Below are 13,285 nucleotides of genomic sequence, written 5' to 3' on the forward strand. Positions count from 1 at the left end.
ATATGGACAAATTGTTTCTTAGCAGAACCCAGGGAGTATTGAAATTATGGCTGAAACGCAAAACGATCCCCTCCTGCCGGGCTATTCGTTTAACGCACATTTGGTGGCTGGATTGACCCCCATTGAGGCGAACGGATACCTGGATTTTTTTATCGACAGGCCGCTGGGGATGAAAGGCTATATCCTCAATCTCACTATTCGTGGGGAAGGGATCATTAATAATCAGGGCAAGCAGTTTGTCTGTCGACCTGGCGATATTTTGCTGTTTCCGCCTGGCGAAATTCACCACTACGGACGCCATCCTGACGCCAGCGAGTGGTATCACCAGTGGGTCTACTTCCGGCCACGCGCTTACTGGCAGGAGTGGCTGGCCTGGCCGGCCATTTTTGCCCAGACCGGTTTCTTTCGCCCTGATGAAGCGCATCAACCGCATTTCAACGAACTGTTTGGGCAGATCATCAATGCCGGGCAGGGAGAGGGACGCTATTCCGAACTGCTGGCGATTAATTTGCTGGAGCAATTGTTACTCCGACGTATGGAAGCCATTAATGAGTCGCTGCACCCGCCAATGGACAACCGCGTTCGTGATGCCTGTCAGTACATTAGCGATCATCTGGCGGACAGCAATTTTGATATTGCCAGCGTCGCACAGCACGTCTGCCTGTCGCCTTCCCGTTTGTCACACCTGTTCCGCCAGCAATTGGGCATCAGCGTATTAAGCTGGCGTGAGGATCAGCGAATCAGTCAGGCGAAGCTACTGCTGAGTACCACACGAATGCCTATCGCCACGGTGGGTCGCAACGTCGGCTTTGATGACCAGCTCTATTTCTCTCGCGTTTTCAAAAAATGTACCGGCGCCAGTCCGAGCGAGTTCCGTGCTGGATGTGAATAAAAAGTGAATGATGTGTCCTGAAAGTTGTCATAACTGGCAATCTATTCAGACAATTGATGGCTTGACGAAGTTGAGAAGGGTTATCAAAATCCCTGCTTCGTAAATCTGACGGACACATTATGCAAGCATTGCTGGAACACTTTATTCTCCAGTCCGCCCTGTACTCTCTGATCGCCGTACTTCTGGTGGCTTTTCTGGAGTCGCTGGCGCTGGTTGGTCTGATTCTGCCCGGTACCGTGATGATGGCGGGGCTGGGAGCGCTGATTGGCAGTGGCGAACTGAATTTCTGGCATGCCTGGCTTGCGGGCATCGTCGGTTGCCTGCTGGGGGACTGGATCTCCTTCTGGTTGGGCTGGCGCTTTAAAAAGCCGCTGCACCGTTGGTCGTTCATGAAAAAGAACAAGGCGCTGCTGGATAAAACCGAGCATGCGCTGCATCAGCACAGCATGTTTACCATTCTGGTGGGCCGTTTTGTCGGCCCAACGCGTCCGCTGGTGCCGATGGTGGCGGGTATGCTGGATCTGCCTGTCGCAAAATTTATAGTCCCGAATATTATTGGCTGCGTGCTGTGGCCGCCGTTCTATTTCCTGCCGGGTATTTTGGCGGGCGCGGCAATCGATATTCCTTCCGATATGCAGAGCGGAGATTTCAAATGGCTGCTGCTGGCGACGGCGTTGCTGCTGTGGGTTGGAGGCTGGTTATGCTGGCGGCTGTGGCGCAGCGGCAAAGCGGCAGTCGATCGTTTAACTGCGTATTTCCCCCGCAGCCGTTTACTGTATCTGGCGCCGTTGACGCTCGGGATCGGCGTGGTCGCGCTGGTGGCGCTGTTGCGTCACCCGCTGATGCCGGTATATATCGATATTCTGCGCAAAGTTGTGGGTTACTAGCGATTCCTTTGCCGGATGGCGGCTTCGCCTTATCCGGCCTACGAAATATGAGGCTTGATGCCTAACAGCGCTGAGGCGCTGGCTTGACCGCTTAGTAGCTCGTCTGTTTTGCCTTGCCACGCAATGCGTCCGTCGGCGACCACGATTGACCGGGGCGCAATTCGCGCCGCATCTTCGACGCTGTGGGAAACCATCAGCAGCGTAAGCTGCTTATCACGGCAGACCTCGGCGACCAGGGTTAACATCTCCTGACGCAGCGCGGGATCGAGCGCAGAGAACGGTTCATCGAGCAGCAAAATGGGTTGCTCCCGCACCAGACAACGCGCCAGCGCCACACGTTGTCGCTGCCCGCCGGAAAGCTCACCGGGGAGTCGCTCCTGCAGTGAATCGAGCCCCATTTGCCGGGCGATGTGGCGCATTTTTTCCCGCTGCGATGCGTTCAGTTTTAATCCCGGATCAAGACCCAGACCGATGTTTTGCCACACGCTCAGATGGCTGAACAGATTGTTTTCCTGAAACAGCATGGAGACGGGACGACGCGAAGGAGGCGTTGCGGTGTGATCTTCACCTTCAATCATCATTGTGCCGCTGGCAGGCGTGAGAAAGCCGGCAATCAGATTCAGCAACGTACTTTTCCCGGCACCGCTGGGCCCGAGTATTGCGACCTGCTCACCGCGCGAGACTGACAGCGTAAAGCGCATGGGCAAATGGTGGTAAAGCCATGTGATATCAATCAGTTTTAACATTTCTACCCGGCAATTTCTCAATAACGGTAAACAGCGTAAAACACAGGATCAGCAGCAAGAGCGCCGTAACCGCGCCATCCTGACTGCGATAAGATCCAATCTGCTGATATAGATAAAACGGCAAGGTGCGGAAATCCTCATTGCCAAATAACGCCACCACGCCAAAATCGCCAATCGACAGTACGCAGGCAAAAGCCATCGCCTGCGCCAGCGGACGTTTCAGTGCCCGCAGTTCAACCACTTTCAGCCGCGACCATCCCTCAATTCCCAACGACTGGCACAACATACTGTAGCGTGCGGTCACGTCACGCATTGGGTTTTCCAGTACCTTCAGCGCGTAAGGGATCGCCATCAGCGCGTTGGTGAAAATCACAATGCCGTCGGCGGATTCGGGGAGACCAACGGTGTTATTGAGCAGCAGAAAGAAGCCGGTTGCCAACACGATGCCCGGCATGGCGAGGATCATCATGCCGCTAAGCTCCAGTACCTGGCCTGCCAGCACCTGCTGTCGGGCGCGCAGTTCGCGACTGCTCCATAACAGCATCATGGTGAGTATCACGCACAATGCCCCTGCCGCCAGCGCGATGCGCAGTGAAGTTCCCAACGCCTGCCACAGAACCGGCTGCATAAGCACATCCAGAACCTGGCGGTTAAGACCATCGACAATCACTGCCAACAGCGGCGGCAGCAACAGCAACAGGGCCAGGAAAATCAGCAACGAGTCTGCCAGACGGCTGTGCAGACGATCGTCGGGATCGCGCCAGCCCTGAACCAGCGTGGTGCCGGGCGCAATAGCGCGGCTCAGGCGTTGACTGAGGAGCACCAGCGCTAAACAACACAGCATCTGGATCAACGCCAGCATAGCGGCACGGGCGGGATCGTAATCGAAATTCAGCGCCTGATAGATAGCCAGCTCAATGGTGGTGGCCTGCGGCCCGCCACCCAGCGACAAAACGGTGGCGAAGCTGGCGAAGCACAGCATAAAGATGAGCGCGGCGACGGGAAGGATCTGACGGCGTAACCATGGCCATTCGACAAAGCGGAAGAAATGCCAGCCGCGAATACCCAACTGAGCGGCTAACTGTCGCTGTTCACCGGGAATATTTTCCAGCGACTGCAACAGCAGACGGCTGGCCATCGGCAGATTGAAAAAAACGTGCGCCAGCAGAATACCCTGCAAACCGTACGGCGAAAACGTCCACTCCAGCCCGAATATCTGCCAGAGTGAGGCTAACCAGCCCTGACGGCCATACACGCTGAGAATGCCAAAGACCGCGACCAACACCGGCAGGATTAACGTCATCGCGCACAGGCGTAGCAGCGCCAGACGTCCGGGGAAACGGCGGCGATAAAGTGCTCTGGCAAGGAAAATTGCCGGGACAACCGACAACACTGCGGATAAAAAAGCCTGCCAGAAAGAAAAACGCACCACGTGCCACAGGTAGTCGTCTCGCCACAGCGAGAGCCATTCTCCTTGTGGGGCGTTAAACCATAGCGCCAGAAACGCGGCCAGGGCTACTGCGACCATCAGCGTGGCGGCAGAAAGCCCTGGAACCAGCCAGCCGGGAATTAGCGGCTGACGGCGCGTTGCCATTCGCTAATCCATGTCTGACGCTGAGCCGCAACCTGCTGCGGGGTAAATTCCAGCGCGGTGGCCGGTTTCTTCAGTTGCTCAAATCCTGATGGGAGAGCAACCTGCGTCACCGGATACATCCAGTTGCCGGTCGGAATGGCATTCTGGAATGCCGGAGAAACCATAAACTTAAGGAACTTCTCAGCCAGTTCCGGCTGCTTGCTGGCCGCGGTGCGGGCGGCGACTTCCACCTGCAAATAGTGACCTTCACTAAAGTTGGCGGCGGCGTAGTTATCTTTTTTCTCGTCAATGATGTGATAGGCCGGAGAGGTGGTGTAGCTCAGTACCAGATCGCTTTCACCTTTCAGGAACAGGCCGTAGGCTTCGCTCCAGCCCTTGGTGACGGTGACGGTTTTGGCTGCCAGTTTCTGCCACGCCTCCGGTGCTTTGTCGCCATAGACTTTTTGCATCCATAACAGCAGGCCCAGCCCTGGCGTGCTGGTGCGTGGATCCTGATAAATGACGCGCCATTTCTGATCGCTTTCGACCAGTTCTTTCAGGCTCTTTGGCGGATTTTTCAGCTTGTTTTTATCATAGACAAAAGCGAAGTAGCCGTAATCAAACGGAACAAAGGTGTCATTTTTCCAGCCGCCGGGTACGTCAACGGCGTCGTTTGCGACATTGCTCTTGGCGAACAGTTTGGTTTGCGTGGCGGCTTCCAGCAGGTTGTTATCCAGTCCCAGCACGACGTCGGCTTTGCTGTTTTTTCCTTCCATGCGCAGGCGGTTAAGCAGCGAGACGCCATCTTCCAACGCGACCAGCTTCAGTTCGCAGTTGCAGTCAGCTTCAAAGGCTTTTTTGATTGTCGGGCCAGGCCCCCAGTCCGCAGCGAACGAATCGTAGGTATAGACGGTCAGCACCGGTTTGGCGAAGGCAGGCGCTGCGCACAGCAGCAAAAGCGGAAGACATTTTTTAAACACTTTGCACCTCAAGAGTTGGGTGGCAAAGGACTTGAGATAAGCCTCAAATCCCTTCGCCGGCATTATCCGGATCAGGTTCGACGGGTATCTCTCAGCCCATACACTTCATCATTCACGCTGCCTCTGTGTGGGCTGCGCTCACTCACCCCAGTCACATAGTTATCTATGCTCCTGGGGATTCACTCGCTTGCCGCCTTGAGGCATCATGAATGATTTTGTGTATGTTTTTTATTTAGCACCCCGTTGAGAACGGCGTTAGTGTAGTGATTTTGTTGCCGGGCAGCAATTAAGAGCTGGCTCTTAGGGATCCGGCGGCGCAAACCATGCCGATTTAAAATCAAACCAGCCGAGGGTATTCATGCGTAGCCCGCGCATACTACGCTGGCCCTGAATGATCAGCCAGTGGTGGATCAACGGCACAATGGCCTTTGTGGCGAGCAGCTGTTGGCACCATGCCGCCAGGCTCATTTCACCGGTTCGCCAGCGGGCCGCATCGTTTTCCCAGTCGCGCGAGATACAGTTTTGCAGCAGCGGGACTTCGCACAAATGAGCGAACAGCGAGAAATCCAGCGGGAGGGTAAAGTTGGCGCTGTTGAGCCAGATATCACTGACTATTTCACCTGCATGCCACTGATCGTAGTCGATCTCCTGAATGTTTAGCTGTACCTGATGCTGCGCCAGCAACGTTTTCATGATCTGCGCGATAATCCGATGTTCGATGTGATCGCGATAGTAGGTGAGCGTTAGCGTTTCCAGCCCGGCCGGTTTTTCACCATGCCCGGGTTTGGCGTGGTGCCAGCGGGGGAGTAACCCATAGGCGGGAAACCACAGTCTCTGGTACTGTTCGTCGGCGTGACAGATTAAATTGGTTGGCGAGAGAACGCGGCTTGCCCACTCGCGAACCTCCTGATTAGCACCACGATGGGTGCGTGTATCAAACAACAGGTAGTAGCAGCCTTCTTCCAGTCGACTTTCAATCGCCTTTTCATCCTCCGTGGGACCTTTTAGTGTCAACCCGCCGCCCGGCTCTTCGCCGATGTCAGGTAATACCCAAACGTTAACTTCATCGATCAGCGCCCGGTAGCCGAAGTAATCATCAAATGCGCGAATTTTCAGTTGGTTATTAGTATTGCGCATCACGGCATATGGGCCGGTGCCAATCGGATGGCTGGAGAAGTTATTTAGCGTTTCCCATTCTCGCGGCAGGATCATGGCGGGGACTTGCCCCAGTAGCCAGGGAAGCCAGCGGTCCGGTTGGGCAAGATGGATATCCAGCGTCCAGGCGGTGGGCGAGACGATTTGCGTAATGTGCGAATACAGCGGCAGCGCGTTGATGCGCTGTAGCGAAGTAATGACATCCTCCATTTCCAGCTCACGGCCATGATGAAAATGGATCCCCGGGCGCAGGAAGAATCGCCAGTGTAAAGGCGAAATCTGCTGCCAATGATGCGCAATGTCGGCTTCCAGTTCCCCATTTTCCTCATTTACCAGAATTAAGGAACTGAAGATTTGTCGGGCAATATGGGTTTCGGAGCGGCGTAACGCCGTACCGGGGAGCAGATTGCGCATAGGGCGATAATAGAGGACGCGCATGATGTGCCGCCCCTGGCGAAAACTGCGTCCCAGGTGGGAAACCAGCATTTGTCTGACAGCCGTTTTATCACCGACCAGTTGCACCAGTTGATCGATACGATCCTGTTCCAGCAGGTCTTCTGCCCGCTGCTGCTGGAGCGCCAGCCCGGTATAGAGAAATGTCAGGCGCGAGCGTTTACCCCGCCCAACTTCGGCTTCCCACGTTAACCAGCCGCGATCCTGCATGGTATTAAGCAGGGTGCGCATATGACGGCGCGAGCAGCTCAGCAGCTCCGCCAGTTCGTTTAGCGTCGTGTCTTGCGTTTTGCCGTCACAGCATTGCCACAGACGGATGAACTGTTGTTGCAAACGACCAGAAGACATAAAAGGGGAACTCCTGCGGAAAACTCAGCAATTTTATTATCCCTATATTAAGCCAATAATAGATTCCGATGAAGCGATGAGACAACGAAGGGGTCATCTATGCGTCAGTTCTGGTTGAAGTACTTTACTGCGACGGAAAAATCGTCCTGGTTGGCTTGCCTGAGCGCACCGCAGCGCTTAAAGATGCTTGAAGAACTGATGCAGTGGGAGGTGACAGCCTGACCTCCGAATTGCGAGTTGCAGACATCATGTGTGACTGAGTATTGGTGTTAATCGCCGCGCCAGCAGGTATTATCTGCTGGCTTTTTTCGTTTCAGCTGCGCTTAAAAGGAAAGATATGCTCTGGATTATGACCATGGGACGGCGCCTTAACGGCGTTTACGCGGCATTTATGCTGGTCGCTTTTATGATGGGTGTGGCCGGGGCGTTGCAGGCCCCCACGCTGAGCCTGTTTCTGAGCCGTGAAGTCGGGGCGCAGCCATTTTGGGTCGGGCTGTTTTATACCGTCAACGCTATTGCCGGGATCGGGGTCAGCCTTGGTCTGGCGAAACGATCCGACAGTCAGGGCGATCGGCGAAAACTGATCATGTTCTGTTGTCTGATGGCAATCGGCAACGCGCTGCTGTTTGCCTTTAATCGCCACTACCTCACGCTGATCACCTGCGGTGTGCTGCTGGCTTCGCTGGCAAATACCGCCATGCCGCAGCTGTTTGCGCTGGCGCGGGAATATGCCGATAGCTCGGCGCGTGAAGTGGTGATGTTTAGCTCGGTGATGCGTGCGCAGCTTTCGTTGGCGTGGGTGATTGGGCCGCCGCTGGCTTTTATGCTGGCGCTGAATTACGGCTTCACGGCGATGTTTTCCATTGCCGCAGGCATTTTTGCCATCAGCCTGGTGCTGATCGCGCTGATACTGCCATCTGTGGCTCGGGTGGAGCAACCTGTCGATGTGCCGCTGGAACAGGCCAGCGGTTGGCAGGACAAAAATGTACGCATGCTGTTTATTGCCTCTACGCTGATGTGGACCTGCAACACCATGTACATCATCGATATGCCGCTGTGGATTAGCCTTGAGCTGGGCTTGCCGGACAAGCTGGCCGGGATCCTGATGGGTACCGCGGCCGGGCTGGAAATTCCGGCGATGATTCTGGCGGGCTACTACGTGAAACGCTTTGGTAAGCGGCGCATGATGATCGCGGCCGTGGCGGCGGGCGTACTGTTTTATCTTGGTCTGATCTTCTTTCACAGCCGCACGGCGCTGCTGGTCCTGCAACTGTTTAACGCGGTATTTATCGGCATTATCGCCGGAATAGGAATGCTGTGGTTTCAGGATCTGATGCCGGGGCGTGCGGGATCGGCGACCACATTGTTTACCAACAGTATTTCAACGGGCGTGATTCTGGCGGGAGTGATTCAGGGAGCGGTGGCGCAGAGCTACGGGCATTTTGCCGTTTACTGGGTGATTGCGGCGATTTCGGTGGTCACGCTGGTGATGACCGGGCGGGTGAAGGACGTCTAATCATGTTGCCGGATGCGCAACGCATCCGGCGTCACAATGACTAGCGCATAAACGCGGGCTGCCTGTCTTCGTATTCGGTGATGGCGGCTTCGTGCTGCAGCGTCAGCCCGATGCTATCCAGACCGTTCAGCATGCAGTGGCGGCGGAAGTCATCGATCTTAAAGCTGTAGGACTTATCGCCCGCTTTGACGACCTGCGCCACCAGATCCACTTCAAATGTAATCCCCGGATTGGCTTTCACCAGGGTAAACATTTCATCGACCTGCGCGTCGCTCAGGGTTACCGGCAGCAGTTGGTTGTTGAAACTGTTGCCGTAGAAGATGTCGGCGAAGCTTGGCGCGATCACTACTTTAAAGCCGTAGTCGGTCAGCGCCCACGGCGCATGTTCGCGTGAAGAGCCGCAGCCAAAGTTTTCCCGTGCCAGCAGAATCGACGCGCCTTTATATTCCGGAAAGTTCAGCACAAATTCTGGATTTGGCTGTTGACCCTTTTCGTCCAGGAAACGCCAGTCGTTAAACAGATGGGCGCCAAAACCGGTGCGTGTGACCTTCTGCAAAAACTGTTTCGGGATAATTGCATCGGTATCGACGTTGGCGGCATCCAGTGGGACAACCAGGCCGGTATGCTGGGTAAATTTCTCTGCCATGGTAGTTTCCTTATTTGATGCTGCGAATGTCGGCGAAGTGGCCGGTAACGGCGGCGGCGGCGGCCATCGCCGGGCTGACTAAATGCGTGCGGCCACCGCGGCCCTGACGACCTTCAAAGTTACGGTTGCTGGTGGATGCGCAGCGCTCGCCTGGGTTCAGGCGGTCATTATTCATGGCCAGGCACATGGAACAGCCCGGTAAGCGCCATTCAAATCCTGCTTCGATAAAGATCTTGTCCAGACCTTCCGCTTCCGCCTGCGCTTTCACCGGACCAGAGCCTGGCACCACCAGTGCCTGTACGCCCGGCGCGACTTTGCGCCCTTTGGCGATTTCCGCCGCGGCGCGTAAATCTTCAATGCGCGAGTTGGTGCAGGAACCGATAAACACTTTATCGATAGCCACTTCTGTTAACGGAATGCCCGGTTTCAGCCCCATATACGCCAGCGCTTTTTCCGCCGATGCGCGCTCAACGGGATCGGTAAATGATGCCGGATCGGGAATATAATCGTTCACCGAGATCACCTGACCCGGATTCGTTCCCCAGGTTACCTGCGGCGCGATCTCTTCTGCTTGCAGAGTGACGACGGTATCAAACGTTGCGCCGTCGTCGGTTTGCAGCGTTTTCCAGTACTCAACCGCGTGGGCAAAATCCTCGCCCTTCGGTGCGTGTAAACGACCTTGCACATAGTTAAAGGTGGTTTCATCCGGTGCGACCAGACCCGCTTTGGCCCCCATTTCAATGGCCATGTTACACAGGGTCATGCGGCCTTCCATGCTCAGCGCACGGATGGCTTCGCCGCAAAATTCAACCACGTGCCCGGTACCGCCCGCGCTACCCGTTTTACCGATAATCGCCAACACGATATCTTTCGCCGTGATGCCCGGCGCGGCCTGGCCGTTGACTTCAATCTTCATGGTTTTGGCGCGACCCTGTTTCAGGGTTTGCGTTGCCAGCACGTGTTCAACTTCTGAAGTGCCAATACCGAACGCCAGCGCGCCGAATGCGCCGTGGGTGGCGGTGTGGGAGTCGCCACAGACGATGGTCATTCCCGGCAAGGTCACGCCTTGCTCAGGCCCCATCACGTGGACAATACCCTGATACGGGTGATTCAGGTCGTACAGTTCAACGCCAAATTCATTGCAGTTTTTGATCAGTTCCTGCATCTGAATACGCGCCATTTCGCCGGAGGCGTTAATGTCTTTGGTCTGCGTTGAGACGTTGTGGTCCATGGTGGCGAAGGTTTTACCCGGCTGGCGCACCTGACGGCCATGCGCGCGCAGACCATCAAACGCCTGCGGGGAGGTGACTTCATGCACCAGATGGCGGTCGATATACAGCAGCGGGGTTTCGTTTTGCGCCTCAAAGACTACGTGCGCATCAAATAATTTTTCGTATAACGTTTTGGCCATGATTACACCCCTTCTGCGACGTAACGGGCAATGATGTCGCCCATTTCATCGGTACCGACTGCGGCAGCGCCACGGGCCAAATCACCAGTGCGAATGCCTTCTTCTAATGCGCGGTTAATGGCGCTCTCAATTGCGGTTGCCGCATCGTTGGCATCCAGGCTGTAGCGCAGCAGCAGCGCCAGCGACAGGATCTGGGCGATAGGGTTAGCAATATTTTTCCCGGCGATATCCGGGGCGGAGCCGCCAGCAGGCTCGTACAGACCAAAACCTTGCTCGTTCAGGCTGGCGGATGGCAACATCCCCATTGAACCGGTGATCATGGCGCACTCGTCAGACAGAATGTCGCCAAACAGGTTGGAGCACAGCAGGACGTCGAACTGGGAAGGATCTTTGATCAACTGCATTGTCGCGTTGTCGATGTACATATGCGCCAGTTCAACGTCCGGGTATTCATTGGCAATTTCATTGACGATTTCACGCCACAGAATAGAGGTTTGCAGCACGTTAGCTTTATCAATCGACGTGACTTTACGGCGACGTTGGCGAGCTGACTCAAACGCGATACGGGCAATACGTTCGATCTCGAAACGGTGATATACCTCGGTATCAAATGCTTTTTCATGTTGCCCGCTGCCTTCGCGGCCTTTTGGCTGACCGAAGTAGATCCCGCCGGTCAGTTCACGCACGCACAGGATGTCGAAACCGTTAGCGGCGATATCGGCGCGCAGAGGACAAAACGCTTCCAGCCCCTGGTACAGCTTTGCCGGACGCAGATTGCTGAATAATTTGAAGTGCTTACGCAATGGCAGCAGCGCACCGCGTTCAGGCTGCTGGTTTGGCGGCAGGTTTTCCCATTTCGGACCGCCAACGGAGCCAAACAGAATGGCGTCAGCTTGCTCACAGCCTTCAACCGTAGCCGGCGGCAGCGGCTGACCGTGGTTATCAATGGCGGCGCCACCCACGTCGTAGTGGCTGGTGGTAATGCGCATGTTAAAACGGTGGCGAATTGCGTCCAGTACTTTCAAGGCTTGCGCCATCACTTCCGGGCCAATACCGTCACCCGGCAAAACAGCAATATGGTAATTCTTCGACATCACACGGTTTCCTTGTTGTTCTCGTTGTTCTGAGCTTTGCGTTGCAATTCTTTTTCGACTTCTTCGGCGCGCCAGATATTGTTCAGCACATGGACCATCGCTTTGGCGGAAGACTCGACGATATCCGTTGCCAGACCGACGCCGTGGAAGCGGCGACCGTTATAGTTGGCGACGATATCCACCTGACCCAGCGCATCTTTACCGTGCCCTTTGGCGGTCAGGCTGTATTTCACCAGTTCGACGTTGTATTCCGTTACGCGGTTGATGGCCTGATAAATGGCATCAACCGGGCCGTTACCGTTCGCCGCTTCGGCTTTGACGTCTTCACCGCAGGCCAGCTTGACGGAGGCAGTAGCAATGTCATTTGAGCCGGATTGCACGCTGAAGTAATCCAGACGGAAATGTTCTGGCTCTTCCTGCTGTTTGTTAATAAAGGCCAGCGCTTCCAGGTCATAATCAAATACCTGACCTTTTTTATCCGCCAGCTTCAGGAAAGCGTCGTACAGGTTGTCCAGATTATATTCACTCTCTTTATAGCCCATCTCATCCATGCGGTGTTTCACCGCGGCGCGTCCGGAACGGGAGGTCAGGTTCAACTGTACCTGATTCAGGCCGATGGATTCAGGCGTCATGATTTCGTAGTTTTCACGATTTTTCAGTACGCCGTCCTGATGAATGCCGGAGGAGTGAGCAAAGGCGCCGCTACCGACAATCGCTTTGTTAGCCGGAATGGGCATGTTACAGATTTGGCTCACTAACTGGCTGGTACGCCAGATCTCCTGATGATTAATGCGGGTCTGTACGTTCAGGATATCTTTGCGCACTTTGATCGCCATGATCACTTCTTCCAGGGAGCAGTTACCAGCGCGTTCGCCGATACCGTTCATCGCGCCTTCCACCTGGCGCGCTCCGGCGTGAACGGCAGCCAGCGCGTTGCCGACGCCCAGGCCTAAATCATCATGGGTGTGTACGGAGATGATGGCTTTATCGATATTCGGTACGCGTTCATACAGACCGGAAATGATTGCGCCAAATTCGAAAGGCATGGTGTAACCGACGGTATCGGGAATATTGATGGTTTTGGCACCCGCATTAATGGCGGCTTCTACTACGCGAGCCAGGTCTGCGATAGGAGTACGGCCAGCGTCTTCGCAGGAGAATTCCACGTCATCCGTGTAATTACGCGCTCGCTTAACCATATAGATAGCTCGCTCGATCACCTCATCCAGCGTGCTGCGTAATTTTGTTGCGATATGCATCGGCGAGGTGGCGATAAACGTATGAATGCGGAAAGCTTCAGCGACCTTCAGGGATTCAGCTGCAATATCGATATCTTTTTCAACGCAGCGCGCTAAGGCGCAAACGCGGCTGTTCTTAACCTGACGAGCAATGGTCTGTACTGATTCAAAGTCACCTGGTGAAGAGACCGGGAAACCCACTTCCATCACGTCAACGCCCATACGCTCAAGGGCCAGCGCAATCTGCAGTTTTTCTTTCACACTCAGGCTTGCCTGTAACGCCTGTTCTCCGTCGCGTAAGGTGGTATCGAAAATAATGACTTGCTGGCTCATGGTTTAGGTCCTT

The 13,285-nt window shown here is 55.1% G+C and carries 12 protein-coding genes; 4 read left to right on the plus strand and 8 right to left on the minus strand.

What is annotated here, in order from left to right; genetic code table 11:
* Positions 1 to 46 precede the first annotated feature (46 nt).
* Together araC and FOB24_RS05700 are read left to right on the plus strand one after the other, a co-directional pair.
* Positions 47 to 892: an arabinose operon transcriptional regulator AraC gene (araC, locus tag FOB24_RS05695; RefSeq protein WP_150344653.1), complete on the plus strand. Its 846-nt coding sequence runs from the start codon at positions 47 to 49 to the stop codon at positions 890 to 892.
* 119 nt (positions 893 to 1,011) lie between these two features.
* Complete coding sequence (locus tag FOB24_RS05700) at positions 1,012 to 1,779, plus strand: DedA family protein (RefSeq protein ID WP_038637157.1); 768 nt, start codon at positions 1,012 to 1,014, stop codon at positions 1,777 to 1,779.
* A gap of 38 nt (positions 1,780 to 1,817) precedes the next feature.
* Here FOB24_RS05700 and thiQ read toward each other — a convergent pair whose 3' ends face one another.
* From thiQ to sgrR, 4 genes are all read right to left on the minus strand, one after another.
* On the minus strand, positions 1,818 to 2,525 hold the full coding sequence (gene thiQ / locus FOB24_RS05705) for a thiamine ABC transporter ATP-binding protein ThiQ (protein WP_150344654.1): 708 nt from the start codon (positions 2,523 to 2,525) through the stop codon (positions 1,818 to 1,820).
* Positions 2,509 to 4,119, minus strand: a complete 1,611-nt coding sequence (gene thiP / locus FOB24_RS05710; protein WP_038637161.1) for a thiamine/thiamine pyrophosphate ABC transporter permease ThiP — start codon at positions 4,117 to 4,119, stop codon at positions 2,509 to 2,511. Before thiP ends, thiQ begins: the two co-directional genes overlap by 17 nt.
* Positions 4,095 to 5,078: a thiamine ABC transporter substrate binding subunit gene (gene thiB, locus FOB24_RS05715; protein ID WP_069324065.1), complete on the minus strand. Its 984-nt coding sequence runs from the start codon at positions 5,076 to 5,078 to the stop codon at positions 4,095 to 4,097. The genes thiP and thiB overlap by 25 nt, the downstream gene beginning before the upstream one ends.
* Before the next feature lie 300 nt (positions 5,079 to 5,378).
* Positions 5,379 to 7,034 carry an HTH-type transcriptional regulator SgrR gene (gene sgrR, locus FOB24_RS05720; protein ID WP_038637166.1) on the minus strand — a complete coding sequence of 552 codons (1,656 nt, stop codon included), beginning with the start codon at positions 7,032 to 7,034 and terminating at the stop codon, positions 5,379 to 5,381.
* Between the two features lie 99 nt (positions 7,035 to 7,133).
* Here sgrR and sgrT point away from each other — a divergent pair, with 99 nt between their 5' ends.
* Both sgrT and FOB24_RS05730 read left to right on the plus strand, forming a co-directional pair.
* Positions 7,134 to 7,256 (plus strand): glucose uptake inhibitor SgrT, encoded by a 123-nt coding sequence (gene sgrT / locus FOB24_RS05725; protein WP_016151681.1) that lies wholly within the window; start codon positions 7,134 to 7,136, stop codon positions 7,254 to 7,256.
* 115 nt (positions 7,257 to 7,371) lie between these two features.
* Complete coding sequence (locus FOB24_RS05730) at positions 7,372 to 8,550, plus strand: sugar efflux transporter (RefSeq protein WP_085048318.1); 1,179 nt, start codon at positions 7,372 to 7,374, stop codon at positions 8,548 to 8,550.
* A gap of 40 nt (positions 8,551 to 8,590) precedes the next feature.
* Here the strand turns inward: FOB24_RS05730 and leuD are convergent, their stop codons facing one another.
* From leuD to leuA, 4 genes are read right to left on the minus strand one after another with little or no spacing between them, the layout of a single operon-like run.
* On the minus strand, positions 8,591 to 9,196 hold the full coding sequence (gene leuD / locus FOB24_RS05735; RefSeq protein ID WP_085048317.1) for a 3-isopropylmalate dehydratase small subunit: 606 nt from the start codon (positions 9,194 to 9,196) through the stop codon (positions 8,591 to 8,593).
* A gap of 10 nt (positions 9,197 to 9,206) precedes the next feature.
* Positions 9,207 to 10,607 (minus strand): 3-isopropylmalate dehydratase large subunit, encoded by a 1,401-nt coding sequence (gene leuC, locus FOB24_RS05740; protein ID WP_085048316.1) that lies wholly within the window; start codon positions 10,605 to 10,607, stop codon positions 9,207 to 9,209.
* 2 nt (positions 10,608 to 10,609) lie between these two features.
* Entirely contained in the window at positions 10,610 to 11,701 is a 1,092-nt protein-coding gene (leuB, locus tag FOB24_RS05745) for a 3-isopropylmalate dehydrogenase (protein ID WP_006686687.1), read from the minus strand.
* Entirely contained in the window at positions 11,701 to 13,272 is a 1,572-nt protein-coding gene (leuA, locus tag FOB24_RS05750) for a 2-isopropylmalate synthase (protein ID WP_085048315.1), read from the minus strand. The genes leuB and leuA overlap by 1 nt, the downstream gene beginning before the upstream one ends.
* Positions 13,273 to 13,285: the final 13 nt, after the last annotated feature.

The organism is Citrobacter werkmanii, from assembly GCF_008693645.1.
Lineage (GTDB): Bacteria > Pseudomonadota > Gammaproteobacteria > Enterobacterales > Enterobacteriaceae > Citrobacter > Citrobacter werkmanii.